Origin of the sequence: Phaeacidiphilus oryzae TH49, from assembly GCF_000744815.1 — a bacterium.
Lineage (GTDB): Bacteria > Actinomycetota > Actinomycetes > Streptomycetales > Streptomycetaceae > Phaeacidiphilus > Phaeacidiphilus oryzae.
Genome location: NZ_JQMQ01000005.1, coordinates 4,336,117 through 4,362,159 on the forward strand (window position 1 = coordinate 4,336,117; position 26,043 = coordinate 4,362,159).

Sequence of the window (26,043 nt, forward strand, 5' to 3'; positions counted from 1 at the left end):
ACCGGCCGGCGGTCCGGGTACGGCTGGAGAGGGGTCTGTCTTGGTGGCGTCGGCGGAGTCGACTGGGTCGGCGGAGGAGCAGCGGGACGGGTTCGACTACGACGTGATCGTGGTCGGGTCCGGGTTCGGGGGCTCGGTGGCCGCGCTGCGGCTGACCGAGAAGGGCTACCGGGTGGCGGTGCTGGAGGCCGGGCGCCGCTTCACCCCGGAGACCCTGCCCAGGACCTCCTGGGACATGAGGAACTTCATCTGGGCGCCGGCCCTGGGGCTCTACGGGATCCAGCGGATCCATCTGCTGGACAACGTGATGATCCTGGCGGGGGCGGGCGTCGGCGGCGGCTCCCTCAACTACGCCAACACCCTCTACGTGCCGCCGAAGCCGTTCTTCGAGGACCCGCAGTGGGGCGGGATCACCGACTGGGAGAAGGAGTTGAAGCCGTTCTACGAGCAGGCCAAGCGGATGCTCGGGGTGCGGCTCAACCCGACGATGACGCCCTCGGACGTCCACCTCAAGGCGGCGGCCGAGCGGATGGGCGTCGGCGACACCTTCCATCTGGCGCCGGTCGGGGTCTTCTTCGGGGACGGCAGGGACACCGAGGGCGGGCCGGAGGTCGAGGCCGGCGCCCCGGTCCCCGATCCGTACTTCGGCGGGGCCGGGCCGGAGCGCCGGGCCTGCACCGAATGCGGCGAGTGCATGACCGGGTGCCGGCACGGCGCCAAGAACACCCTCACCGAGAACTACCTGTACCTGGCGGAGCGGAACGGCGCGGAGATCCATCCGCTGACGACCGTGGCGCGACTGCGGGAGATCGACGGAGGCCTCGAGGGCGGCGGCGGGTACGCCGTGGACACCCTGCCCACGGACGCCCGGAGCCGGGGCGCGAAGCGGGCCGGGGCACGGACGCTGACGTCCCGTCAGGTCGTGGTCGCGGCGGGCACCTGGGGCACCCAGCAGCTGCTCCACGCGATGAAGGACGAGGGGCTGCTGCCGCGGATCTCGGGGCGGCTCGGCGCGATGACCCGGACCAACTCCGAGGCGCTGGTGGGCGCGCAGACCACGGACCGCAGGTACGGGCGGAAGGCCGACTTCACCAAGGGCGTCGCCATCACCTCCTCGATCCACCCGGACGCCAACACCCATATCGAGCCGGTGCGGTACGGCAAGGGGTCCAACTCGATGGGCTTCCTGGCCGTGCAGCAGGTGCCGGGCGGCGGGCGGGCGCCGCGGTGGCTGCAGTACCTCGCCACCACGGTGCGGCGGCCGGACCTCTTCCTGCGGGCGATGAACAAGCGGCGGTGGTCGGAGCGGACCATCATCGGGCTGGTCATGCAGTCGCTGGACAACTCGCTGGTGGTGGAGCGGACCAAGGGCCTCTTCGGAAAGCGGAAGCTGACCTCCCGGCAGGGGCACGGGGAGCCCAACCCGGGGTTCATCCCGGCCGCCGCGGAGGGCGCGTCCGCGCTCGCCGCGGAGATCAACGGGTTCCCCGGGAGCACGGTGGGGGAGATCTTCGACATCCCGCTGACCGCGCACTTCATCGGCGGATGCGCGATCTCCGAGACGGCGGAGGGGGGCGTCGTCGATCCGTACCACCGGATGCACGGGCACGCGGGGATCAGTGTCGTCGACGGCTCCACGGTCTCCGCGAACCTCGGGGTGAACCCGTCGCTGACGATCACGGCCCAGGCGGAGCGGGCGATGGCGTTCTGGCCGAACCGGGGGGACGCGGACCCCCGCCCCGCGGCCGGGGCCGGGTACCGGCGGGTCGAGGCGGTGGCGCCGAAGTCGCCGGCCGTGCCGGCGGGGGCGTTCGGCGAATACCGGGTGCTGCTGCCGGTGCCGGAGGTGCCGGAGGTGCCGGTCAAGGCGGGGGCCGAGGCGGGGGCCGAGGACTAGGGCTCTCCATCCGGGACCCGACCACTGCCGAAACCGCGCACCGCGCCCCTGATGTCCGTCCTTCGGGCTTCGCGTCGGGGGCGCTACGCTCGCGCGGGTGAATGAGACGGGGCGGGTCGAGGCGTTCTCGGACGGGGTGTTCGCGGTGGCGATCACCCTCCTGGCACTGGAGTTGAAGGTTCCGCAGCTGGTCGGCCAGGTGCAGGGCCGGCTGTGGGGGGAGCTGGCCCGGCAGTGGCCGGGTTTCGTGGCCTACGTGGTCAGCTTCCTGGTGATCGGGATCATGTGGGCCACCCACCACCAGGCGTTCGGCTGCATCGTGCGGGTGGACCGGGTGCTGGTCTTCCTGAACCTGCTGCTGCTCCTCGGGGTCGTGCTGCTGCCCTGGGCGGCCCAGCTGGTCGCCGAGTACCTGGACACCCCCCGCGGCGGGACCGTCGCCGCCGTCGTCTACAGCGGGGTGATGACCTATCACGCCTTCAGCTTCGGGCTGCTGTGGTGGTGGGTCGTCCGGCAGGGGAGCGGGCTGCTCGACCCCGCCCTGGACGACGACGCGGCACGGGCGATGCTGCCCCGGTTCCTGGTCGGTTCCCTGGTGTACCCGGCGCTGGTCGGGGTCTCGTTCCTCAGCGCGCTGGCCGCCGTCGTGCTGCACGGGGTGATGGCGGTCTACTACGCCTTCAACCAGCTGGCGGTACCGCGGCGGGAGGCGGAGGCGGAGGCGGGGGTTGGGCGGGGGGCCGGCTGAAGACGCAAAGGGCAAAGGGCCCCGCGGGGGAGGGCGGGGCCCTTTGCTCAGCAGCCGGCGTCAGGGCCGCGCCGGCGCTGCGGAAACGGCGTCGGGGGAGGAACGCCGTTGATGTGGCCTGCGGTCGGGCGTCGAGCTGTGGTGGTGCCGTACAGCGGTTGTCGTCCTGCAGGGGGCGTGCGCGGGGCGCTACGCGCCGCTGAGCGGAGATGCGACGGACCGTTCGGTTACTGAGTGTGCGTAACGCCTACCGCGGAACCCGTCGATCGTCTTCTCTGAACCCCCGGTTCGGGACACCCTCCCCGTGCCCGCAGTCCGCCCCTGTAACCAGCATCGTGCTCGCCCGAGGGCCCTCTGTGCAACCCATTCGACGCATACCGGCATAGTCGTTTTTCCCTCCGCGGATCGGAGGGGGCGGTCAACGACCTTGGTGGAAAGTAAAGTTAAGGTGACGCTCCGCATTCGGCGGGCGGCGGGTAGTGAAAGCCGCGGCGTGCGCCGGGGCCGGTCCAGGAGAAACGTCCCGGCTGGTGAGAGGGGGCGGACCGCCCCGGGATCCGGGGTGTCGGGGGCAGCCGGCCCGAGGCGTCCCTCGGGACGGCCACCCCGTCCACCCAGTCGTGACCGGGCCGCTGTCCCCTGCCGTCCGGACACTGCGCCGTTGCGAGGTCCCACGGCACGCGCCAACGTGCCTCATCGCTTCGGCGGACTGTGTTGTGCTCCACGCGTGGTTGGTGCGCCGCGGTCCCCGTGTCTGGCCGACACGGCTCTCGGTGCGGTCATGTGAACCAACGATCCGCCGGGGAGCTGGTCACGCGGAAGCCGTGCTGCCGTACGGGTGAAACCTTTCGCCGGACGGCTCGGGGCCGGTCTCGGGGCCGGTCTCGGGCCCGGCTCGGAGCAGGTCTCGGGCCCGCCTCGGGGAGGTGCGGCTATACTCGGGCGCATGTTCAGCACGGCTTACTTCTTTAGCTATGGCGCCGGAGGCTCCGGTCGCCATGGTGATGCCGCCTGAACAGATCCACACAGGCTTCACTCAGCGCCCTGGGCCCACCGGCCCGGGGCGCTGTCCGTTTCACGGCGCCGGCGGCCGGTGCGATCCGGGGCTCCCCGACAAGGAGACCGACTGCCATGAGTACCGAACTGGTCCCGACCCAGCCGAACGCCCGCCCGGAGACCGGGGTGCGCGCCGAGGCGCCGGACGCGGCCGCCGCGGAGGCGCTGATCGCCCAGGCGCGCGAGCGGATCGACGCGCTCGACGGCGAACTGCTCCGGATCGTGAAGGAGCGGATGGCGGTCTCGGCGCGGGTTCAGCGGGCCCGGATCGCCACCGGCGGGCCGCGCCTCTCGCTGGCCCGCGAGCAGCAGATCCTGGCCCGCTTCCACGCCGAACTCGGCCGGGCCGGTACGGAGCTGGGGATGCTGCTGCTGGAGCTGTCCCGCGGGCGGGCGTGAGCGCGCGGGCGCGTGGCGGAGCGGGCGAGCCCGGCGGGGCGCGCGGGCGCCGGGCCGCCCGGGTGGTGCGGAAACCGGGTTTCACGGGGCGGCGGTTAGGATGAGGGGGCTCCCATTGTTTTCGCCGGAAGGCCGCCCCGCCAGTGTCATCAGCATCAGCGACCGCCGACTCCGTGGACCGCCCGGACGCGCCGGGATCCCCCGCCACCGTGCTCGTGGTGGACTTCGGCGCCCAGTACGCCCAGCTCATCGCGCGCCGGGTGCGTGAGGCGCGGATCTACAGCGAGATCGTCCCGCACGACATGCCCGCTGCCGAGATGCTGGCCAAGCGTCCCGCCGCGATCATCCTCTCCGGCGGCCCGTCGTCGGTCAACGACCCGGGCACCCCGGCCGTCGAGCGCGAGCTGCTGGAGGCCGGAGTGCCGGTCCTCGGCATCTGCTACGGCTTCCAGGCCATGGCGGTCGCGCTCGGCGGCACCGTTCCGGCGACCGGGAAGCGCGAGTACGGGCGGACCGGGCTGACCGTGTCCCGCCCCGGCTCCACCCTCTTCGAGGGCACCCCGGACGACCAGGCGGTGTGGATGTCGCACGGCGACTCGGTCGGCGAGGCGCCGGCCGGGTTCACCGTCACCGGCTCCACCCCGGGCGCCCCGATCGCCGCCTTCGAGTGCGACGAGAAGCGGCTGTACGGCGTGCAGTACCACCCCGAGGTGCTCCACTCCACCCACGGCCAGCAGGTGCTGGAGCACTTCCTCTACCGGGGCGCCGGGCTCGCCCCCGACTGGACCACGGAGAACGTGGTCGAGGAGTCGATCGAGGCGGTGCGCGCCCAGGTCGGCGGCAAGAAGGCGATCTGCGGGCTCTCCGGCGGGGTCGACTCGGCGGTCGCCGCCGCGCTCGTCCAGCGGGCCATCGGCGACCAGCTGACCTGCGTCTTCGTCGACCACGGGCTGCTCCGCAAGGGCGAGGCCGAGCAGGTCGAGAAGGACTTCGTGGCCGCCACCGGCGTCAAGCTCAAGGTGGTGGACGCGCAGCAGCGCTTCCTGGACGCGCTGGCCGGGGTCAGCGACCCGGAGCAGAAGCGCAAGATCATCGGCCGTGAGTTCATCCGGGTCTTCGAGCAGGCCGCGGCCGAGGTCGTGGCCGAGGAGGGCGGCGTCGGCGGCGAGGGCGCGGTGGAGTTCCTGGTGCAGGGCACCCTCTACCCGGACGTCGTCGAGTCCGGCGGCGGCACCGGCACCGCGAACATCAAGTCCCACCACAACGTCGGCGGGCTGCCCGAGGACCTGCAGTTCCAGCTGGTCGAGCCGCTGCGCCGGCTCTTCAAGGACGAGGTGCGGAAGGTCGGCGAGGAGCTCGGCCTGCCGGCCGAGATCGTCTGGCGGCAGCCGTTCCCCGGCCCGGGGCTGGGCATCCGGATCGTCGGCGAGGTCACCAGGGACCGCCTGGACCTGCTGCGCGAGGCCGACGCGATCGCCCGCGAGGAGCTGACCGCGGCCGGTCTGGACCGGGAGATCTGGCAGTGCCCGGTGGTGCTGCTGGCCGACGTCCGCTCGGTGGGCGTGCAGGGCGACGGCCGGACCTACGGGCACCCGATCGTGCTGCGCCCGGTCTCCTCCGAGGACGCGATGACCGCGGACTGGACCCGGCTGCCGTACGAGGTGCTGAGCAAGATCTCGACCCGGATCACCAACGAGGTGGCCGACGTCAACCGCGTGGTGCTGGACGTGACCAGCAAGCCGCCGGGGACCATCGAGTGGGAGTAGCAGCGGCGTAGCGGCGGCCTTCGAGGCCGGCCGTGGGCGGGCGGCGCCGTCGGACCTGGACCGGTCCGGCGGCGCCGCCGTTGTCGTAGAGGGGTTCTACGCTGTGCCGCGTGAGCGAATCTGTGCGCGAGAACACCGCGACCTACGACCGGATCGCCGGTGCGTACGCCGAACGCTGGTCGTCGAGCGAGGACTGGTGGACGTCCGAACTCGACTGGCTGGCGGACCGGTTGGGGGAGGGCGCGACGGTCGGCGACCTCGGCTGCGGCCCGGGGCTGCATGCGGCGGCGATGCGCCGGCGCGGGCTGCGCGCGGTCGGCCTCGACCTGTCCGCGGGGATGCTGCGGTCGGCGGGGGTGCCGGGCCTCGCGCAGGCCGACATGCGGGCGCTGCCGCTGCGGGACGGGGCGCTGGACGCGGTGTGGTGCGCTGCGGCGCTGCTGCACATACCCCGGGAGGGGGCCGCGGGGGTGCTGCGGGAGTTCGCGCGGGTGCTGCGGCCGGACGGCGGGCTCGCGATGCTCTCGGTGGCCGAGGGCGAGGGCGAGTACGTCGAGGCCGTCTCCTACCGGCCCGAGCTGCGGCGGAACTTCGTGCTGTACGGCGAGGAGGAGCTGACGGGGCTGCTGGACGGGGTCGGGCTGCGGGTGGAGGCGGTGCGGCGGCGGACGACGCATCGCAGCTGGCTGCATGTGCGGGCGCGGTCCTGGGGCCCGGTCGCGACGGCGCCCGGGGCCGGGGCCGGGCCCGGGGCCGGGGTCTAGGGGACCCGGCGGTCCTTGCGTCGGGTGCGCTGGTGGATCGCGGAGATCAGGCCGGCCGCGCCGAGGGTGATCAGGATCAGCGGGATGACCAGGCGGCCGGGGACGTGCAGCACCCCGGCCGAGCCCAGCAGATAGAGGATCGCGACCGCGGCGAAGGCCAGGCCGGAGATCAGCGAGAAGAGGTCGATCCCGGGGCGTCGTCTCAACGGTCCACTTCCAGGCGTCCGGCGCCGACCGCGAGGTCCAGCGCGATGGTGCCGTGCGACTGCGGCGCGGCGGAGGGCAGTTTCAGGGTCTCGTCGCGGGCCAGGCCGCTGTGGGTGCTGCCGTCGGGGAGGATCAGGTCGCCCGCCCCGGTCTGCGCGGAGATCCGGACCGCGACGTCCGGCGGCAGCTGAACGCGGAGGTAGCCGGCGCCGACCCGGGCCTTGACGCCGAGGGTGCGGCCGGCCCCGGGGGCGGCCCGGCTGAGGTCCAACTCGGCCCGTCCGGCGCCGAGTTGGTAAGGGGAGTGGACGGCGGAGGCGGAGGCGGGGGCCCAGGTGCGATGGCCGCCACCGGTGCGCAGCGGGGCCGGCAGGGCGCTCACCCCCGCCAGCAGAAGGGTGAGCAGCAGCGCGGGCAGGGCCAGGGTGCGGCCCCGTCCGCGTCCGTGGAGGGCGCCGACCAGCAGCCCGGCCGCGAGGGTCAGCAGCGCGGCGGCCAGGATCGTCGCCACGTCGGCGGAGTGGTGCCGGGCGTAGGCGGCCAGCCAGACGCCGGTGCCGGCGAGGAGCGCCAGGAGGAGGAAGAGGGGCGTCAGAAAGGACCGCTCGCGCTCGTACGCGGGGAGTCCGGCCGTGTCGTCGGCGGCCGGGGCCCAGGCCGGCGGGGGCGGCGGCGGGTTCTCGCGCTGCCACCAGGCCGGAGCGGGCAGTGGGGTGGGGGCGATCGGCTCGGGGGGCGGGGGCGGCGGTCCGTCCTCGGGCGCGGGCGGGCCGACGGGGGCGGACCCCGGCCAGTCGGCGGGCGCGGTGGGGCGGGCGTCCGCGGGGACGGCGTCCTGCGGTTCGCTCCCGGGCGGTGCCGTGGGCGTTTCGGCGGTCTGCCGGGGGTGCGGATGGCGGGCCGGATCGTAGCGGATGGCGGCGATCGCCAGCAGGGCGATCAGCAGCAGGGAGAAGAAGTGGTTGCCCTCGCTCATGTACGCGAAGAGGACGCCGGTGCCGAGGAGGGTGATCAGGATGGCGCCCAGCGACTGGGCGTCGACGTGGCCGCTCAGCAGCCGCTGGAGCTCGTTGCGGCGCGGCGCCACGCCGCCGATCGGGATGATCAGCCAGGCCAGCCCGTACAGGAAGAGGCCGATGCCGCCGGAGACGCAGAGGACGGCTAGGACCACCCGGAAGATCACCGGGTCCAGGGAGAGGTGCCGGCCGAGGGCACCGCAGACGCCCGCGATCACCCTGTTCTCCGGGCGGCGCTCCAGCGGGGGCCGGACGGTGGGCTGATAGGGGGGTGGCGGGGTGTACGGGGGGCGCGCGGGGTGCGGATGCTCCCGGCGCTCCCGGTGCTCCTGGCGTCCCCGGTGTTCTTGGTGGCGGCGGCCTTCCATGCGTCCATCCTCCGGCAGTCCGGGGGTGCTGTGCACCGCTTCCGGCCCTGATCGGGCCCTGGGACGACCCCGAATTGTCCCTGAGGGGCCCGGATCCGGTTCTGCGGGAATCGTCGGGGCCGACCCTGATGCGTCGGGGTGCGGCGGCGTGTGACGATCGGGGCGTGGCAGTCCCTCCCGAGCAGCAGCCCCCGGCGTCGTCGGCGTCCGGGCCGTCGGCGTCGGCCGCTTCCGGGCCTCCGCCCGGGCCCGGGCCCGCGTCCGGTCCCGCGGGCGCGGGCGCGACGGCGGCCGAGCCGCCCCAGCCGCCCCCGGTACGCAAGCTCTACCGCAGTTCGGACAGCCGGATGCTGGGCGGGGTGGCCGGCGGACTGGCCGCCCACCTCGGGATCCCGGTGCTGTGGGTGCGGATGGCCTTCGTCGTCCTGGTGCTGGGGGACGGCCTCGGGGCGCTCCTCTACGCGGCGTTCTGGTTCGTGGTGCCGCTCGGGATGGACGCGGCGACCGCGCGGCGGTTCGGCTACCGGGGCCCCGGAGGGGGGCGCGGGGCGCCGGAGACCGGGGCGTACGGACGGCCGGCCGGTGCCGGGCGGCCGCGCCGGCGGGGGTTGCGCGGGCTGCGCAGCGCGCTGCAGGACACCTTCCAGGGGGAGCCGGGCGAGCCGGTCTCCGGGGCGACGGCGAGCGGGGCCACCGCTGCTGACGGCGGGTCAGGCGCCGCCGGCGCCGGGGCCGGAGTCGGGTCCGCTGCTGCGGGCGGAGGGGCCGGCCGGGGCGGATCGGTCTTCGAACGGGGGCCGCTGCTGGCGCTGGTCGCGCTGGTGGCCGGGGTGCTGGTGCTCCTCAACACCTTCAACCGGCATGTCTCGCCGTATATGTGGCCGCTGCTGATCACCGGGCTCGGGGTGGCCCTGGTCTGGCGGCAGGCGGACGACTCGCGCTGGTCGCGGCTGCTGGCCATGGGCTCCTCGGCCGGCGGGCAGCGGGGATCGGCCTGGCTGCGGCTGGGCTCCGGGGTGCTGCTGGTGGCCGCCGGAATCGCCGGCTTCCTGCTGATGCAGGGTTCGCTGCGGGACTTCGCGCAGATCATCGAGGCGGTGCTGGCGGTGCTCGCCGGGGTGCTGGTGCTCGGCGGCCCGTATCTGCTGCGGATGTGGCAGGACCTGAGCACCGAGCGCCGGGAGCGGATCCGGGCGCAGGAGCGCGCCGAGGTGGCCGCGCACGTCCACGACTCCGTGCTGCACACCCTGACGCTGATCCAGCGGAACGCCGAGGACCCCAAGCAGGTCGTCCGGCTGGCCCGGGCGCAGGAGCGCGAGCTGCGGCGCTGGCTGTACCGGCCGGCCTCGGACGGCAGCGAGAAGGAGGACGCCCCGGAGACCCTCGCCGAGTCGGTGCGGGCCGTCGCCGCCGAGGTGGAGGACGCCCACGGGGTGCCGGTGGAGGTGGTCTGCGTCGGCGACTGCCCGATGGACGAACGGCTGGCCGCGGCCATGCAGGCGGCGCGCGAGGCGATGGTGAACGCCGCCAAGTACGGCGGCGGTGGACCGGTTTCGGTGTTCGCCGAGGTCGAGGGCCGTACGGTAATGGTGTTCGTACGGGACCGCGGGCCCGGGTTCGACCTGGACGCGGTGCCGGAGGACCGGATGGGCGTCCGCGAGTCGATCATCGGCCGGATGCGGCGGAACGGCGGCAGCGCGCGGGTGCGCCCGGCGCCGGACGGCGGCACCGAGGTCGAGCTGCAGATGGAGAGAGCGGAATCATGAGCAGCGGTTTGAGCGGCGCGAGCGCCGTGGGCGGCGGGGCGGGCGCGGCCGGGGCGGCCTCCGGCGCGGGCGCCGGGCGGCGGGCGCGGGTCGTGCTGGTGGACGACCACCGGATGTTCCGCACCGGTGTGCGGGCGGAGATCGGCGAGACCGGGCGGACCGGGATCGACGTGGTCGGCGAGGCCGACGACGTCGACCAGGCGGTGGCGGTGGTCGGCGAGACCCGGCCGGACGTGGTGCTGCTGGACGTCCATCTGCCGGGCGGCGGCGGAGTCGAGGTGCTCCGCCGCTGCGCCTCGCTGATGGGGGAGGGGGCGGGTACCGCCGGGGCCGCTTCCCCGGCCGGAGCCGGGGCCGGGGTCGGAGCCGGGGCCGGGGCTGCCGAGGGCGGGCAGCCGGCCCGGCCGGTGCGCTTCCTCGCGCTGTCGGTCTCGGACGCCGCGGAGGACGTGATCGGCGTGATCCGCGGCGGCGCGCGCGGCTACGTCACCAAGACCATCACCGGTGACGACCTGGTGGACGCGGTCTTCCGGGTCGCCGACGGGGACGCGGTCTTCTCGCCGCGGCTGGCCGGCTTCGTACTTGACGCCTTCGCGGCGACCGACACCCCGCCGGTGGACGAGGACCTGGACCGGCTCACCCAGCGGGAGCGCGAGGTGCTGCGGCTGATCGCCCGCGGCTACGCCTACAAGGAGATCGCCAAGCAGCTCTTCATCTCGGTGAAGACGGTCGAGTCGCATGTCTCCGCGGTGCTGCGGAAGCTGCAGCTGAGCAACCGCCACGAGCTCTCGCGATGGGCGGCGGCCCGGCGGCTGGTGTGAGCCCGGCCCCGCTCAGCACGGCCTGGGCCCGGCTCGGCCGAGGGCTCAGGCCGGGCGGGTGGCGGCGCTGATCGGCATCGAGTCCAGCGGCGCGTAGCGGACCGGCGCGCCGGGATGCGGGGCGTGGATGATCTTCCCGCCGCCCACGTAGATGCCGACGTGGCTCCGGCCCGAGTAGTAGAAGACCAGGTCGCCCGGGGCGAGCTGGGAGACCGGGATCCGGCGGCCGACGTCGACCTGCTGGTAGGTGGTGCGGGGGAGGGATATCCCGGCCGCCGCGTACGCCTTCTCGGTCAGTCCCGAGCAGTCGTACGCGTCCGGGCCCGCGGCGCCCCACGCGTAGGGCTTGCCGAGCTGGGCCTCGGCGAAGGCGACGACGGCCGCGGCGACCGCGTCGGGCGCCGGCGCGGTGGAGGCCGGGGGAGTCGTCGAACCCGCCTTCTCCAGACTCACCTGGTCGGCCGCGGTGAGGCTGGAGAGGAGGTGCTGGGCCTGGGCGAGGTCGCTCCTGATCCGGTCCTTGGCCTGCGCCAGGCGCTGCTGCTCGGCGCTCGCCCGGGCCACCGCGGCCTCGGCGGCCGCGCGGTCCGCGGTCAGGGCGCGAACCTGGCGGCCGTACTGGTCGAGGACGTGCTTCTCGGCCTGGGTGACCTGGTTGAGGGCGCCGGCCTGGGCGAGGAAGCGGTCGGGGCTGCCGGAGAAGGCGAGCCGGAAGCTCTCGGTGAACGCGCCGGTGCGGTACTGGGCGGCGGCGACCGCGCCGAGGGCGGTGCGGGTGGACTCCAGGGCGGCCTGGCCGCGGGCGAGCCGGGTGCGGTCCTCGTCCGCCCGGCGCTGGAGGGCGCGGAGGCGGGTGGTGGCCTGGTCGTAGTCCTGGGTCTCCCGCTCGGACTGCTGGTACAGGCGGTCGATCTCGGCGCGGGCCTGGCTGGGGGTGGTCGGCCTGTTCTGGGCGGCGTCGGCGCTGCCGGGATCGGCGATGACGCCCACCGAGGCGGCGGCTGCGGCGGTGAGGCCGGCGGCGCTGCGGGCGGCCGTACGGGCGCGAGCGGTGCGGGCGGTCAGGCGCCGGGGTTTTCGGTGCTTGCCGGGCTGCTTCTGGGCGGTCTGCTTCTTGGCGGCCATGGCGGATACCACTGGTCCTTCCAGACGGGGGGTCTGGAACCGGGACGCTAACCCCGGGGTGAAGCGGTTCGCCTGGGAAGTTTCGGGGCTGGTCGTATCTGGGTGGAATCGATCACGGGGTGCGCGTTAACGGCTGTGAGGGGGGCGTCCGAAGTGCCGATTGTGCGTGGGTACGATCGAGCCCGTGTCCGAGCTCATTGATTTCTTCGTCGCCCTGCACATCATCGGTATCGCGGCTCTGCTGGGTGGGTTCCTCACCCAGATGAAGAGCTTCAAGTCGGGCGACGTGCGCGTCGTTCCCGCGATGCTGCATGGGGCGCTCACCATGCTGGTCACCGGCGTTCTGCTGGTCGGGTTCAACGAGATGAACCACTCCCACCCGAACATGATCAAGATCGGGATCAAGATCGTTGTGCTGGTGGTGATCCTCGGGCTGATCTATGTGAACCGGAGCGAGGAGAAGCCGGGGAAGGGTGTGGTGGGAGCGATCGGCGGGTTGACGCTGGTCAACATCTTCATCGCGACGCTGTGGCAGTAGCGGCGGCGGTGTGAGTCTGCGCGACGGTGCTGGACCCCTATCGGGGGGTGCGGCGCCGTTTTGCTTTTCCCCGTGGCCCTTCCCGCACCGGAGGGACGCGGGAGGGGCGGCAACGGGGGCGTGCGTCGGCGGGTGCGGCGCCGTAGTGGGCTGGTCGCGCAGTTCCCCGCGCCCCTACTTGCGCCTGCGGCGCTGCGCCGGGGCGGTGCTGGGGTCACTCGGCGTCGAGGCCGCCGCGCTTGATCAACTGGGCGGCGATGACGTTGCGTTGGATCTCGTTGGTGCCTTCGCCGACGATCATCAGGGGGGCGTCCCGGAAGTAGCGTTCCACGTCGAACTCGGTGGAGTAGCCGTAGCCGCCGTGGATGCGGACCGCGTTGAGGGCGATGGTCATCGCCGTCTCGGAGGCGAAGAGCTTCGCCATGCCGGCCTCCATGTCGACCCGCCGGCCGGCGTCCGCCTCCCGCGCCGCGTACAGGGTGAGCTGGCGGGCGGCGGTCAGGGAGGTGGCCATGTCGGCCAGGTAGTTGCCGATGGACTGGTGCTTCCAGATCGGCTTGCCGAAGGACTCCCGCTCCTGGGAGTACGCCAGGGCGTCCTCCAGCGCGGCCTTGCCGACGCCGAGGGCTCGGGCGGCGACCTGGAGGCGGCCGGTCTCCAGGCCCTTCATCATCTGGGGGAAGCCGGCCCCCTCCGCCCCGCCGAGCACGGCGTCCGGCGCCGCCCTGTAGTCCTCGAAGGAGAGTTCGCAGCTCTCGACGCCCTTGTAGCCCAGCTTGGGGAGGTCGCGGGAGACCGTAAGACCGGGGCCGTGCTCGACCAGCAGGATGGAGATCCCCTTGTGGGCGGGGCTGGCCTCCGGGTCGGTCTTGCAGAGCAGCGCGATCAGCTGCGAGCGGCGGGAGTTGGTGATCCAGGTCTTGGAGCCGTTGACCAGGTAGGACCCGTCCTCGGCCCGGCGCGCGACCGTGCGCATGTTCTGCAGGTCGGAGCCGCCGCCGGGCTCGGTGAGGGCCATCGTGGCGCGGATCTCGCCGGTGGCCATCCTCGGGAGGTAGCGGCGCTTCTGCTCCTCCGTACCGAAGTTGAGCAGCAGTTTGGCGACCACGGTGTGCCCGCCCATCGCGCCGGCCAGGGACATCCAGCCGCGCGCCAGCTCCTCGGTGACCAGCACGTAGCAGGGCATGGAGACGGCGTTGCCGCCGTACTCCTCGGGGATGGCCAGGCCGTAGATGCCGAGCTGCTTCATCTTCTCGATGAGCGCCTCGGGATAGGTGTTGGCGTGTTCGAGCTCGTTGACGACCGGCTTGACGTCCTTGTTGACGAAGTCGCGAACGGTCTGGACGACGAAGCGCTCGTCCTCGCCGAGGGTGTCGAGGGTGCTCATTGCGGGTGGCTCCTGGAAGGGGGTGGGGGGCGTCAGACGGCCTTGCGGGCGCGGAGGGCGGCGATCTCCTCGGGGCCGCGGCCGAGGGAGGCGAGGATCGCGTCGGTGTGCTCGCCGGGGGACGGGACCGGGCCCATCCGGGGGCTGACCCCGGCCAGGTCGGCCGGCGGCAGCAGGGCCGGTACGGCGGCCCCGCCGGGGACGGCGACCTCCCGCCAGCGGCCGCGGCCGGAGAGGACGGGGTGGTCGAGGAACTCGGCGACGCTGTTCACGCCCGCGTTGGCGACCGCGATCCGGTCCAGCTCCTTCTGGATCTCGCTGCTGTCGGAGCGGGAGAAGCGCTCGGCGATGATCGCGTTCAGGGCCGGGCGGTTGGCCACGCGGTCGCCCTGGGTGGCGAACCGCGGGTCGGTGGCCAGGGCCGGGTCGCCGAGGAACTCGGCGCACACGGCCGCCCACTCGCGCTCGGTCTGGATCGAGAAGAGGACGTCCTTGCCGTCGGCGGCGGTGTACGCGCCGTACGGGGCGATGGTGGCGTGCTGGGTGCCGACCCGCGGCGGCTGGGTGCCGGTGAAGCGGGTGTAGTAGGCGGGCTGGTTCATCCACTCGGCCAGCGCCTCGAAGAGCGAGACCTCGACCGGGCGGGCCCGGCCGGTGGTGGCGCGGGTGAAGAGCGCGGTGAGGATGCCGGAGTAGGCGTACATCCCGGCGGCGATGTCGGCGACCGAGACGCCGACCCGGGCCGCCTCCTCGGCGGTGCCGGTGAGCGAGACCAGGCCGGTCTGGCACTGGATCAGCAGGTCGTAGGCCTTGCGGTCGGCCCACGGGCCGTCGGTTCCGTAGCCGGAGACCGTGCAGGGGATCAGCCTCGGGTAGCGGGACTGGAGTTCGGCCGCGCCCAGGCCGAGGCGGTCGGCCGCGCCCGGGGCCAGGTTCTGCACGAACACGTCGGCCTCGGCGAGGAGTTGGTGGAGGATCTCCTTGGCGCCGTCCTGCTTGAGGTCCAGGCTGAGCGACTCCTTGGAGCGGTTCAGCCAGACGAAGTAGGAGGAGGTGCCGTGCACCGAGGTGTCGTAGCGGCGGGCGAAGTCGCCGCCGCCGGGGCGCTCGATCTTGATGACCCTGGCCCCGAGGTCGGCGAGCTGGCGGGTGGCGAAGGGGGCGGCCACCGCCTGCTCCAGGCTGACCACGGTGATTCCGGCGAGCGGGAGGTCGTCCGGGAGGTCGTCCGGGAGGTCGTCCGGGAGGTCGTCCGGCCGGTTCTCGTCCTCGGGGCGGTTCTCCGGGAGGTCGTCGCTGTGCGCGGTCACGCCTTCTCCTCCTGAGGGAGCGTCAGCGGGTAGGTCTTGGCGAGGAGTTCGGCGCCGCCGGTCCAGTCGATGCCGGCCAGCAGGGCGGGAACGTCGGGGCCGCAGGCGGCCAGCTTGCCGGCCAGCTCCTCGTCGGTCGGCGGGCGGCCGGGAGCGCCCGGTGGCAGGGTCATCGCGGTGTGGAGGCGCTCGCCGCCGGCCAGCTCGACCTCGATCGAGACCTCGCCCTCCAGGAGGTTCTCGGTCTCGATCGGCAGGCGCTCCTCGGCGGTCCGCTCGATCAGGGCCCGCGCCTCCGGGCGGCGGACGGAGGCGTCGGTGAAGGCGGCGAAGCCCGGGTAGTCGTCGACCAGCGCGGTGGCCACGGCGTAGGGGAGGGAGAACTTGCCCTCAAGGCCGGTGGACGGCCGGGCGTGGATCAGCGGGTGGACGGTGCCGGCCGGGGTGGTGACGGTGACCCGGGAGATCTCCCGGCCGTCCGTACGGTCCTTGAGCTCGCGGAGGGCGGCGATCGGCCGCTGCATGGCGTAGCAGCAGGGGAAGAGCTTGATGGCGAGGCCGCCGGGGACGGCGGGGCTCGCCGGAAGCGGCTCTTCCGCCTCGGGGTCGGCGCCGAGCTTGCGCAGCCAGGAGTCGAGGGCGCGTGGGTCGGCGGTCGCGCCGGCGCGGGCCAGCCGGGCCGCGCGCACGCCCGCCTCGGCGGCGAAGCCGACCTGGAGGGACTTGCCGTGGGTGCCGAAGGCCTCCTGGACTCCGCCGGCCGCGGGGACCGCCAGGGCCATCGCGGTGGCCAGCTGCTCCGGCGTCAATCCGTAGGCCACGCCCGCCGCGACGGCCGCCGCCGGGGCGCCCGCGGTGCAGGTGATGTGCCAGCCCTCGGCGTAGTGCCGCCAGCCGAGGCGGGCGGCCAGCCGGGCGAAGACCCCGGCGCCGGCGAGGTATGCCCGGGCGCCCGCGTCCCCGCCGCCGGCGGCGAGCACGGCGGGGACGGTGACCACCGAGATGTGGGTGGTGGTGTCGGTGTGGAGGTCGTCGAAGTCGAGGACGTGCGCCATCGCGGCCCAGCGGGCGGCAGCCGGGAGTCCGGCGGCGATCGGCCGGAGGGCGTCCTCGCGGGCGGCCAGGGCCACCGCGAGGGTGTCGGTCAGCGCCCGGTCGGCGAGGGCCAGGTCGTCGGCGTCCGGCCGGTACCCGTGGGCCCAGGCGGCGAGGGTGGCGGCGACGGTCGGCCGGGGCGGGCCTGGGGTCGCGGTCGCTTCGGACACGGGGTCCTCCGTCTCACATCGTCGTGACGGCTGGCGTGGCTGCTCTGATTTGTACGGCCATTTGGTCTGACTGTCAATGGTGCGTCCTGAGCTGCGGATCCCTTCGCTTACGCGGTTCGGAGCGGACAACCCTTGACCGGCCGAGTGACTGGGCCGTACGGTGACGCCACTTTGTACGTATCAATCGGCCAACTGTCCTGACCTGGTCCACACCCCGGAGGTTCGGTCGATGGCGACCCCGACTCCTCTTTCCCCCGCCGCCGCCCCTGCCGCGGCGGCCACCGTCCGGGCGCGCTCCGCACTGGCGGCGCTCGGCGACTCGGCCGTCGGCGCACTGCACCGGCGGGTGCTGCTCACCGTCAGTGCGATGTTCCTCTTCGACCTCGCCGACCTGAACACCTTCGCCTACGCCGCGCCCGTGCTGCGCGACCGGCACGGCTTCACCGTCGACGACGTCGCGCTGGTCACCGCCACCGGCTTCGGCGGGATGGCGATCGGCTCGGTGATCGGCGGCCGGCTGGCCGACCGGATCGGGCGGCGGGCCGGAATGACCGTCTCGGTGCTGCTCTTCTCGCTGGCCTCGCTGGTCAACGCACTGGTCTCGGCGCCCGGCGAGATGGCCGTCACCCGGTCCCTCACCGGTTGCGGGCTCGGCGCGATGACCGCCATCGCGATCTCCTACCTCTCCGAGGTGACGCCCACCCGGCAGCGCGGCCGCTTCCAGGCGGTGGCGCTCGGGGTGGGGCTGATCGGCATCCCGATCGTGGCCTTCGGGGCCCGCGCGGTCACCGTGGACACCCCCGGCTCCTGGCGCTGGCTGTTCGTCTTCGGCGCCCTCGGCTTCCTGCTGCTGCCGTTCCTGTGGCGGCTTCCGGAGTCGCCGCGCTGGCTGCTGGCGCGCGGGCGGGCCGAGGAGGCCGTCGAGGTGGTGCGGCGGTTCGCGCCCAGTGCCGTCGCGGCGGACACCGCGGTGGACACCGCGGCCGACATCGCGGCCGACCACGGGCCAGACCGCGGCACCGGCACCGGCACCGGCACCGCGGGCGACAGTGCGCCCGGCACCGGGTCCGACGTGGTGGCCGGCACTGCCGAGAGTGCGCCCGCCGAGGCCGTGCCGCCGCCGAAGGCGGCCTTCGGCGAGCTGTTCCGGGCCGGGCAGCTGCGCAACACCCTGGTCATCATGGTGCTCTGGGCGTTCGCGCTGACCGGCTTCTACGGCTTCCAGTCCTGGGTGCCGACCCTCCTCGTCGACCATGGGCACGACTTCGCCAAGTCGATGACGATGTCCGCGGTGACCACCATCGGCGCCGTCCCCGGCGCCTTCCTCGCCGCCCCGTTCATCGACCGCTTCCAGCGCAAGCACCTCGCGGTGGTGCTCGGTCTGATCATCACCGCGCTGGGGATCGGCTACGGGCTGAGCGGCGGGGCGGCCGCCATCATGGTCTTCGGCGTGCTGGTCTCCGCGCTCTCCCAGTGCTTCATCGCGGTGCTCTACTCCTACACTCCCGAGTACTTCCCGACCCGGCTGCGGACCGCCGGATCGGGCCTGGCCAACGGCACCGGGCGGGCGGCCAACGTGGCGGCGCCGTTCCTCATCGCGGCCGTCTACACCGCGCCCGGGCTCGGTTACGTCGCGGTCTTCGGATTCGTGGCCGGGGTGTGGCTGGTGGCGGCGCTCGTGGTGGCCCTGCTCGGGCTGCGGACCCGGGGCAGCTCGCTGGAGGAGCTGCACGGGGAGTCCTGAACCGGGCCCCGGTGCTTCGGACGGCAACTGATCGACTCTGCGGAGGTGCGTGAATGATGAGCGGTGACCCGGCCGAGCTGATGCGGAAGGTCGAACGGGACTGGCACCCGGGCGAGACGACCGAGCGGGACGCCATGGCGGCCGCCCCGGTCGCCGGCCTCTCCGCGGTCTACGACCTGGCGGAGCCGGTCGCCCGGGAGGGGGATCCGCTGCCCCTGCTCTGGCACTGGCTCTACTTCCTGGAGTGGCCGCGGCAGAGCGCCCTCGGCGAGGACGGCCACCCCGCCGCCGGGCACTTCCTGCCGCCTCTGCCGCAGCGCCGCCGGATGTTCGCGGGCGGCAGGCTGCGGATCGAGTCGCCGCTGATCATCGGCCGAGAGGCGGTCAGGACCAGCCGGCTGGGGCCGGTCAGGGCCAAGCGGGGACGCAGCGGCGACATCCTCTTCGTCACCGTGGTCAGCGAGTTCGCCCAGGGCGGCGAGGTCCGGGTGGTCGAGGAGCAGGACATCGTCTACCGGATCGGCGACGGGCGTCCCCCGGTGGCCGGCCCCGACCTCGATCTGACGAGCCGTCCGAAGGCGGACGAGGAGTGGCAGTTGGCGCTGCGGCCGGGCGCGGAGGAGCTGTTCAGGGTCAGCGCGCTGACCGCGAACACCCATCGGATCCACTACGACCAGCCGTACGTCACCGGGGTCGAGGGCTACCCCGGGCTCGTCGTCCACGGGCCGCTGCTCGCCCTCACCATGCTGGAGCTGTGCCGGCGCGAGGCCCCCGGGCGTCCGCTGCGCAGCTACGCGTACCGGCTGCGCAAGCCGGTCTTCGCCGGCGAGCACCTGCTGGCCTGCGGTGAGCCGGCCGGGGACGGCAGCGGGGCGCGGCTGCGCGTCGCCACCGTACGGGACGGCGAGCACGCGACCGGCGAGGCGGTGTTCGGATGAGCGGGGACGGGGGCCTGGCCGAGGCCCGGGCGCTGCTGTTCGTGCCGGGGGCGCGGGCCGATCGCTTCGACAGGGCGGTGGCCGCGGTGGCCGCCGCGGCCGGCCGGCGGGCCATGGTGGTGGTCGACCTGGAGGACGCGGTCGCCCCCGGGGAGAAGGAGGCGGCCCGGGACGCCGTGGACGGCTGGCTGGGGCGCGGCAACCGCGCGGTCGTACGGATCAACGGCGCCGGGACGCCGTGGTTCGCGGACGACCTCGCGCTGGTGGTCGGCCGCGGCTGCCCGGTGATGCTGCCCAAGGCGGCGGACCCGGCGGTGCCGGAGGAGATCGTCCGCAGGACCGGCGGGCGGTCCGCGGTGCTCGCCCTGGTCGAGACGGCCGAGGGGGTCGAGGGGGCCTCGGCGCTGGCCCGGGCCGCCGGGGTGGCGCGGCTGGCCTTCGGCAACGTGGACCTCTCCACGGAGCTCGGGGTGGACGCGGCCGACGCGGAGGCGCTGCGGTACGCCCGCTCGCGGGTGGTGCTGGCCTCGGCGGCCGCCGGGCGCCCCGGGCCGGTCGACGGGGTCACCACGGATCTCGGGGACGAGGCCGCGCTGCGGGCCGACGCGCGGGAGGGGCGGCGGCTCGGCTTCACCGCGAAGCTGTGCCTCCATCCGCGCCAGCTGGGCCCGGTCGTGGAGGAGTTCGGGCCGGCGGAGCGGGAGCTGGAGTGGGCCCGGCGGGTGCTGGCGGCGGCGCCGACCGGCACCGAGCTGACGGTGGTCGACGGCAAGATGGTGGACCGGCCGGTCTGGGAACGCGCCCGGCGGCTGATCGCGTCGGTAGACTGACCGCCTTCCGGAAGAGGGTCCTGCGATCGAGGAAGTGGTGTGACGGCGAAGGGTGCCCGCGGGGTCAGCGCGTACCAGCGGCTGGCCGACGATCTGCGGGCCGACCTGCGGGACGGCAAGTACCCGCCGGACGTCAAGCTGCCGACCGAGGCGGAGCTGGCCGAGACCTACCGGATCAGCCGGCAGACCGTGCGGCGGGCCTTCCAGGACCTGGTCGCCGAGGGGCTGGTGCACCGGGTCCCCGGCCGGGGCACCTTCGCGGCCCCGCGGGACGGCCGGTACCTGCGGCAGTTCGGGTCGGTCGACGACCTGATGGGGCTGTCCATCGACACCACGATGCAGATCGTCACCGGGCTGCAGCGGCGGGTCGACGTGGACGCGGCGGGGCGGCTGCGGCTGGACTCCGACGCGTTGCAGACCTTCTCCTTCCGGCGGCTGCACGACGGGGCGCCGTTCTGCCACACCGTGATCTGGCTGCCGCCGGACGTGGGGGAGCTGCTGCGGGACGCGCCGGAGCTGGCCTCGCCGGGTGTGGAGAGCCGGGCGACGGTGATCGGGCTGCTGGACACCCGGCTGGAGAGCCCGATCACGGACGCCGAGCAGTCGATCACCGTGGGCGAGGCGGGGGCGGCGACGGCCGAGGCGCTGGGGTGCGAGGCGGGGCGGCCGGTGCTGCGGATCGACCGGCTGTACAGCACGGCAGCGGGGCGGCGGGTGGAACTGGCGATCAGCTGGTTCCTGCCGGAGCAGTACTCGTACCGCGTGCATCTGCGACGCTCGCCGGGGGGCGGGGGGTTGTAGTCTCCTGCCCCGGCCCCCGCTTCAGCGGCCCCGCAAAGTCGCGCAGCGACTTCAGGGGCGCGGGGAACTGCGCGCCCGGCCATCGACTGCCCGCAGTCGGCAGCGGAGTCCGGGTTGCAACCCGGTGGCCTCCCCCAAGCTCTTCGAGCAGGGGGGACCCCCCAGCCGGGTGCGGCGCCGATGGGGGTCCCCCCGCGCCGTCAAGGCGTGGGGGAGGCTGGGCGCGCAGTTCCCCGCGCCCCTTACTTGGCCCTTCGGGCCTGCGTTCGGGGCTGCTCAGCGAGGTCCGGGGCGGCAGCCCCGGGAAACGGGGAGGGGCGGGACTGGGGGGCAACTAGACTCGTCGATTGATGAGCAGCAGCCTGTTTGACGATGACATCCCGCTTCCCGGTCTGGAGCCCGCCCCCGGGGGCGACGCCGAGCCCGCCCCGTACGAGGAGGAGCTTCCGGCGGACCTCTTCGACGGCGTCTTCGACCAGCCGCCGTCCACCGGCATGGCCACCGCCGGCCGCTACCACGGCAACGGCTCCCCGCGTACCGTCGCCGATGCCGCGCAGCTGCTCGACGGGATGAACCCGCAGCAGCGCGAGGCCGTGCTGCACGCCGGCTCACCGCTGCTGATCGTGGCCGGCGCCGGGTCCGGCAAGACCCGGGTGCTGACCCACCGGATCGCGTACCTGCTGGCCGCCCGCGGCGTGCGGCCCGGCGAGATCCTGGCGATCACCTTCACCAACAAGGCCGCCGCCGAGATGCGGGAGCGCGTCGAGGCGCTGGTCGGCCCGCGGGCCAACGCGATGTGGGTGTCCACCTTCCACAGCGCCTGCGTCCGGATCCTGCGGCGGGAGAGCAAGCGGCTCGGCTTCACGTCGAGCTTCTCCATCTACGACGGCACGGACGCCCAGCGGCTGATGGGCCTGGTCTGCCGGGACCTGGACCTGGACCCGAAGCAGTTCCCGCCGAAGTCCTTCAGCGCCAAGGTCTCCAACCTCAAGAACGAGCTCATCGACGAGGAGACCTACGCCGCCCAGGCGAGCAACCCGATGGAGCGCCAGCTCGCCGAGGCGTACACCCTCTACCAGCGGCGGCTGCGCGAGGCCAACGCGCTGGACTTCGACGACATCATCATGACGGCGGTGCACCTGCTCCAGGCCTTCCCGGACGTCGCCGAGCACTACCGCAGGCGATTCCGGCACATCCTGGTCGACGAGTACCAGGACACCAACCACGCCCAGTACATGCTGGTCCGGGAGCTCAGCGGCGGGGCCGCCGGCAGCGCGCCCAAGCGGACGGTGGACGGTGAGCTGGTCAACCCGGCGCAGGCCGGGCTGGCGGAGGTGCCGCCGGCCGAGCTCTGCGTGGTCGGCGACGCCGACCAGTCGATCTACGCCTTCCGCGGCGCGACCATCCGGAACATCCTCGACTTCGAGGAGGACTACCCGGATGCCGTGACCATCCTGCTGGAGCAGAACTACCGCTCCACCCAGACGATCCTGAGCGCCGCCAACTCGGTGATCGAGAAGAACACCAACCGGCGGGCCAAGAAGCTGTGGACCGCCGGGGCCGACGGGACGAAGATCGTCTCGTATGTCGCGGACGACGAGCACGGCGAGGCCCAGTTCGTCGCGGACGAGGTGGACCGGCTGATCGACGCCGGGGACGTACGGCCCGGCGACGTCGCCGTCTTCTACCGGACCAACGCCCAGTCGCGGGTGTTCGAGGAGGTGTTCATCCGGGTCGGGCTGCCGTACAAGGTGGTCGGCGGGGTGCGCTTCTACGAGCGCAAGGAGGTCCGGGACGTGCTGGCCTACCTGCGGGTGCTGGCCAATCCGGAGGACACCGTTCCGCTGCGGCGGATCCTCAACGTGCCGAAGCGCGGGATCGGCGACCGGGCCGAGGCCATGGTGGACGCGCTGGCGCTGCGCGAGCGGATCTCCTTCTCCCAGGCGCTGCGCCGGGTGGACGAGGCCTACGGGATGGCCTCGCGGTCGATGAACGCGGTCAAGAAGTTCAACGAGCTGCTGGAGAAGCTGCGCGCGGTCGTCGAGTCCGGGGCGGGCCCGGCGACGGTCCTGGAGGCGGTGCTGGAGGAGACCGGCTACCTGGCCGAACTCCAGGCCTCGACCGATCCGCAGGACGAGACCCGGATCGAGAACCTCCAGGAACTCGCCGCGGTGGCGCTGGAGTTCGAGCAGCTGGGCGAGGAGCAGGCCGCCGAGGAGCAGGCCTCCGGGGAGGAGACGCAGGACGCCGAGGCGGATGGCGCGGAGGCGGAGGGCGCGGACGGGGACGGGGACGCCGCCCCCGCCGCGCGCGGCGGATCGGCCGGTCTCGCGGAGTTCCTGGAGCGGGTGGCGCTGGTCGCCGACTCGGACCAGATCCCGGACGAGGAGGGCGAGTCGCAGGGCGTCATCACGCTGATGACCCTCCACACCGCCAAGGGCCTGGAGTTCCCCGTGGTCTTCCTGACCGGCATGGAGGACGGGGTCTTCCCGCACATGCGCTCGCTCGGCCAGACCAAGGAGCTGGAGGAGGAGCGCCGGCTCGCCTACGTCGGGCTGACCCGGGCGCGCGAGCGGCTCTACGTCTCCCGGGCGGCCATGCGCAGCGCCTGGGGCCAGCCCTCGTACAACCCGCCGTCCAGGTTCCTGGACGAGATCCCGGCGACGCTGGTCGAGGAGAAGCGGACTGCGGCGGCCGCCGCGCCGCCGGCGATGCGCTCGGCCTCCTCGCTCTCCGGCGGCGGCGGGCGGACCGCCCCCGCCGGCTGGGGGCGGAGCGCCCGGACGGTCCGGGAGCGCGAGGTGGTGGCGCTCGCGGTGGGCGACCGGGTCACCCACGACCGCTTCGGCCTCGGCACGGTGGCCGCGGTCGCGGGCAGCGGCGACAAGGCGGAGGCCACCATCGACTTCGGCGCCAACGGGGAGAAGCGGCTGCTGCTGCGGTACGCGCCGGTGGAGAAGCTCTAGGGCGGGCAGCGCCTGAGGGTTGTCGGCCGCTGGCCGGCGGCCGTCGCCCGGCCCGTCAGCGCGGGTCGAGGTGGTGGCCGAGCAGCCAGGGCAGCGGGTCGGAGGCCTCGCCCCCGTGCGGATGGACCTCGAAGTGGAGGTGCGGGCCGGTGGAGTTGCCGGTGTCGCCGGAGTAGGCGATCACCTCCCCGGCCCGTACCCGGCCGTGGGTCAGCCGGTAGCCGCTGAGGTGGCAGTACCAGGTCTGCGTCCCGTCGGGGGCGATGACCTTGACCATGTGGCCGTAGTCGTCGTTCCACAGGGTGTGGACGGTGCCGTCGGTGGCCGCGCGGACGGGGGTGCCCTCCTGGACCGGGAAGTCGATCCCGGTGTGGAGGTGCAGCCAGTGCTCGCCCACCGCGCCGAAGAGGGCGCTCAACCCCTTCTGGGTGACCGGTAGTTCGAACTTCGGGCGGCGGGCCTCGGCGGCCCGCGCGGCGTCCGCGGCGGCCTGGCGGGCCCGGTGCTGGGCGTCGGCGACGGCGGCCAGATGGTGCTCGGTACGGTCGCGGACGCGCGCGGCGAGGGCCGCGTCGGCCTCGGCCCGGGTGAGACGGCCGGCGGAGGCGCCCGCCGGTCCGCCGGTCCGGCCCGGCTGGCCGGACGGACCCGGCTGGCCGGACGGGCCGCTCTGGCCGGGGAATCCGGCGGGGGTGCGGTCCGCGGCGGCGGCTTGAGCTCCGCCGTCGCCGGCTAGGTCGATCCCGGCTGCCCCGGCCACGTCCGAGCCGACCTCGCCGGCGATCCGGCCCAGGCCGGGGACGAGGACCACCGCGGCCGCGCCCAGAGCGCTGAGGGTGCCGAGCGCGCCCAAGGCCAGTGCGGACGGGGAGAGGAGGGCCCGCAGCGGGGAGGGCGCGGCCCGGTGGCCGGCCTTGCGGGCGCCGCTCCGGGCGCTGGTTCGGACGCCGGTTTCGGCGCTGGGTCCGGCGGTGGGTCCGGCGGTGGGTCCGGCGCTGGTTCCTGCGCTGGTTCGCACCGTGGCGGGTCGGTCGGCCGCACGGCGGCCGGTGGCTCGCCGGCCGGCGGCTCGGCCCGCGCGGTGCCGGCCGGCCGACTCGGAGCCCTGCGGGCTCCGCGGCCGGCCCGGGTTCTCGGCCCCGGCGGCGGGGGTGAAGCGGTGAGCGGGGGCGGCAAGCGACATGGCGGTGAGGCGACCTCGTCCGGTCCGCGGACAGAATGAGCGCGACTGTACTCGCTGTCACGAAAGCCTTACAAACCGTGTCGGCTGGGCGTGTTGGCGGTCGCTCAGGTGTCCCTCAGGCCGCGCCGGTTGCCTCCGCGGGGCGGTCCGGCGCCGCCTCCCGCCGGGGCGCGCGGGCCGCCGGGGCGGTCGGGTAACCGGTTGCCAGCGCCTCCCTGACCAGCGCCATGGTGCCGTAGTGCACCGGCAGTGCGAGGTGGCCGACCCGGGGCACCAGCAGATTGCGGACCGCCAGGTCCGGGTGCTCGATCCTTGCGCTGGAGCCGGGCAGGACGAGCTCGTCCAGTCCGCCGCGGATCGAGGTGAACCTGGTCCGGCAGCCGGGCGCGGGGGCCCGCAGCTCGGTCAGCAGGGAGCTGCCCGGACGCATCTGGCGGACGATCGGCAGCAGGTGGGGGAGGCGCGCGAGATGGGTGCCGGAGTGCGGGGTGCCCAGCGTGATCAGGCTGTGGACGTGCTCGTCGCCGGCGAGGCGCTGGACGTAGTAGCGCCCGATCAGCCCGCCGAGGCTGTGCCCGATGACGGCCACCCGCTCCCCGCCGTAGGCGGCCCTGATCCGCTCGACCTGGTAGCCGAGGTCGGCCGCCGCGTAGCGAATGTCGCTGGTCAGGGGGCTGTAGTTGACGCAGTGGACGCGGGTCCAGCCGTGCCGGAGGAGGTTCTGCCGGAGCAGGGTGAACACCGAGCGGTTGTCGATCAGCCCGTGCAGCAGGACGACCGGCGAGTAGTCCGGTTCGGATGCGGAGAACGACTCCCCGCCGGGTTCCGGGAGATGGGCGCAGTGCGGGCGCGGCTCGCCGGCGGGGGTGCCGGTCCGGGAGCCGGCGGCCGGTGGCGCGGTGGTGTTCCGGTTGCCCGAAGGGCTTGGCAGGGCGGGGAGTTGCTCGGGCGTCAGGCCGTATGGATAGAGCAGCAGATGCCCGGCGAGTGCGGCGAATTCCATCCCCATCACCCGGGCCGCGGTCGCGGCGCACCGGAGAAGGCTGACCATGATCGTCCCCACTTCCCTGCGCAGGCGCACATGGAGGTGGCGGCACACTCCTTCGTGCGCGATCACGGAAGCCGACCCGCGGGGCGAGTGCTCGGAC

At 73.9% G+C, this 26,043-nt stretch carries 21 protein-coding genes; 13 read left to right on the forward strand and 8 right to left on the reverse strand.

Translation table 11 applies throughout. From position 1 onward, the window contains the following. Window positions 1-40 precede the first annotated feature (40 nt). From BS73_RS23070 to BS73_RS23090, 5 genes are all read left to right on the forward strand, one after another. Window positions 41-1,897 (forward strand): GMC oxidoreductase, encoded by a 1,857-nt coding sequence (locus tag BS73_RS23070; protein WP_084704278.1) that lies wholly within the window; start codon window positions 41-43, stop codon window positions 1,895-1,897. A gap of 97 nt (window positions 1,898-1,994) precedes the next feature. Continuing rightward, entirely contained in the window at window positions 1,995-2,645 is a 651-nt protein-coding gene (locus BS73_RS23075; RefSeq protein WP_063837050.1) for a TMEM175 family protein, read from the forward strand. A gap of 1,131 nt (window positions 2,646-3,776) precedes the next feature. After that, a complete protein-coding gene (locus tag BS73_RS23080; protein ID WP_084704279.1) occupies window positions 3,777-4,100 on the forward strand; it encodes a chorismate mutase in 324 nt (107 codons plus the stop codon). Between the two features lie 143 nt (window positions 4,101-4,243). Beyond that, a complete protein-coding gene (gene guaA / locus BS73_RS23085) occupies window positions 4,244-5,866 on the forward strand; it encodes a glutamine-hydrolyzing GMP synthase (RefSeq protein WP_456153928.1) in 1,623 nt (540 codons plus the stop codon). A gap of 110 nt (window positions 5,867-5,976) precedes the next feature. Next, complete coding sequence (locus BS73_RS23090; RefSeq protein ID WP_161789696.1) at window positions 5,977-6,630, forward strand: class I SAM-dependent methyltransferase; 654 nt, start codon at window positions 5,977-5,979, stop codon at window positions 6,628-6,630. Here the strand turns inward: BS73_RS23090 and BS73_RS23095 are convergent. Both BS73_RS23095 and BS73_RS23100 read right to left on the reverse strand, forming a co-directional pair. Further along, complete coding sequence (locus tag BS73_RS23095; protein WP_037575468.1) at window positions 6,627-6,836, reverse strand: hypothetical protein; 210 nt, start codon at window positions 6,834-6,836, stop codon at window positions 6,627-6,629. The two genes, BS73_RS23090 and BS73_RS23095, sit on opposite strands and share 4 nt — an antisense overlap. Further along, window positions 6,833-8,221, reverse strand: coding sequence for a PspC domain-containing protein (locus BS73_RS23100; protein WP_084704281.1), 1,389 nt, complete (start codon window positions 8,219-8,221; stop codon window positions 6,833-6,835). Before BS73_RS23100 ends, BS73_RS23095 begins: the two co-directional genes overlap by 4 nt. A 164-nt stretch (window positions 8,222-8,385) precedes the next feature. On the opposite strand from BS73_RS23100, the gene BS73_RS34950 reads away from it, so the two are divergent. Further along, window positions 8,386-9,987 carry an ATP-binding protein gene (locus tag BS73_RS34950; RefSeq protein WP_051940315.1) on the forward strand — a complete coding sequence of 534 codons (1,602 nt, stop codon included), beginning with the start codon at window positions 8,386-8,388 and terminating at the stop codon, window positions 9,985-9,987. After that, window positions 9,984-10,808 carry a LuxR C-terminal-related transcriptional regulator gene (locus tag BS73_RS23110; RefSeq protein ID WP_051940317.1) on the forward strand — a complete coding sequence of 275 codons (825 nt, stop codon included), beginning with the start codon at window positions 9,984-9,986 and terminating at the stop codon, window positions 10,806-10,808. The genes BS73_RS34950 and BS73_RS23110 overlap by 4 nt, the downstream gene beginning before the upstream one ends. Window positions 10,809-10,853: 45 nt before the next feature. Here the strand turns inward: BS73_RS23110 and BS73_RS23115 are convergent, their stop codons facing one another. Beyond that, window positions 10,854-11,933 (reverse strand): C40 family peptidase, encoded by a 1,080-nt coding sequence (locus BS73_RS23115; RefSeq protein WP_037575477.1) that lies wholly within the window; start codon window positions 11,931-11,933, stop codon window positions 10,854-10,856. 184 nt (window positions 11,934-12,117) lie between these two features. Between BS73_RS23115 and BS73_RS23120 the strand changes: the two genes are divergently transcribed. Continuing rightward, window positions 12,118-12,471, forward strand: coding sequence for a hypothetical protein (locus BS73_RS23120; protein WP_037580716.1), 354 nt, complete (start codon window positions 12,118-12,120; stop codon window positions 12,469-12,471). Window positions 12,472-12,685: 214 nt separating this feature from the next. Here BS73_RS23120 and BS73_RS23125 read toward each other — a convergent pair whose 3' ends face one another. The 3 genes from BS73_RS23125 to BS73_RS23135 all read right to left on the reverse strand — a co-directional run bounded on the left by BS73_RS23125 (window position 12,686) and on the right by BS73_RS23135 (window position 16,433). Then, window positions 12,686-13,858 (reverse strand): acyl-CoA dehydrogenase family protein, encoded by a 1,173-nt coding sequence (locus BS73_RS23125; protein WP_037575480.1) that lies wholly within the window; start codon window positions 13,856-13,858, stop codon window positions 12,686-12,688. Window positions 13,859-13,890: 32 nt separating this feature from the next. Beyond that, the gene (locus BS73_RS23130; RefSeq protein WP_037580717.1) at window positions 13,891-15,054 is read right to left on the reverse strand and encodes a CaiB/BaiF CoA transferase family protein; all 1,164 of its coding nucleotides are present in this window, start codon (window positions 15,052-15,054) and stop codon (window positions 13,891-13,893) included. Between the two features lie 110 nt (window positions 15,055-15,164). Further along, window positions 15,165-16,433, reverse strand: coding sequence for an MmgE/PrpD family protein (locus tag BS73_RS23135; RefSeq protein WP_051940318.1), 1,269 nt, complete (start codon window positions 16,431-16,433; stop codon window positions 15,165-15,167). Window positions 16,434-16,662: 229 nt separating this feature from the next. Here BS73_RS23135 and BS73_RS23140 point away from each other — a divergent pair, with 229 nt between their 5' ends. The 5 genes from BS73_RS23140 to BS73_RS23160 all read left to right on the forward strand — a co-directional run bounded on the left by BS73_RS23140 (window position 16,663) and on the right by BS73_RS23160 (window position 23,712). Next, on the forward strand, window positions 16,663-18,177 hold the full coding sequence (locus BS73_RS23140; protein WP_051940320.1) for an MFS transporter: 1,515 nt from the start codon (window positions 16,663-16,665) through the stop codon (window positions 18,175-18,177). A 56-nt stretch (window positions 18,178-18,233) separates the two neighbouring features. Next, window positions 18,234-19,115, forward strand: coding sequence for a dehydratase (locus BS73_RS23145; protein ID WP_037580722.1), 882 nt, complete (start codon window positions 18,234-18,236; stop codon window positions 19,113-19,115). Beyond that, on the forward strand, window positions 19,112-19,945 hold the full coding sequence (locus tag BS73_RS23150) for an HpcH/HpaI aldolase/citrate lyase family protein (RefSeq protein WP_037575483.1): 834 nt from the start codon (window positions 19,112-19,114) through the stop codon (window positions 19,943-19,945). Before BS73_RS23145 ends, BS73_RS23150 begins: the two co-directional genes overlap by 4 nt. Before the next feature lie 39 nt (window positions 19,946-19,984). Then, window positions 19,985-20,746, forward strand: coding sequence for a GntR family transcriptional regulator (locus BS73_RS23155; protein ID WP_037575486.1), 762 nt, complete (start codon window positions 19,985-19,987; stop codon window positions 20,744-20,746). Between the two features lie 350 nt (window positions 20,747-21,096). Next, the gene (locus BS73_RS23160; protein WP_037580724.1) at window positions 21,097-23,712 is read left to right on the forward strand and encodes an ATP-dependent DNA helicase; all 2,616 of its coding nucleotides are present in this window, start codon (window positions 21,097-21,099) and stop codon (window positions 23,710-23,712) included. Window positions 23,713-23,767: 55 nt separating this feature from the next. Here the strand turns inward: BS73_RS23160 and BS73_RS41015 are convergent, their stop codons facing one another. Continuing rightward, complete coding sequence (locus BS73_RS41015) at window positions 23,768-24,730, reverse strand: M23 family metallopeptidase (RefSeq protein WP_152617690.1); 963 nt, start codon at window positions 24,728-24,730, stop codon at window positions 23,768-23,770. Between the two features lie 280 nt (window positions 24,731-25,010). Next, window positions 25,011-25,898, reverse strand: coding sequence for a lipase family alpha/beta hydrolase (locus BS73_RS23170; RefSeq protein WP_235215500.1), 888 nt, complete (start codon window positions 25,896-25,898; stop codon window positions 25,011-25,013). Window positions 25,899-26,043: the final 145 nt, after the last annotated feature.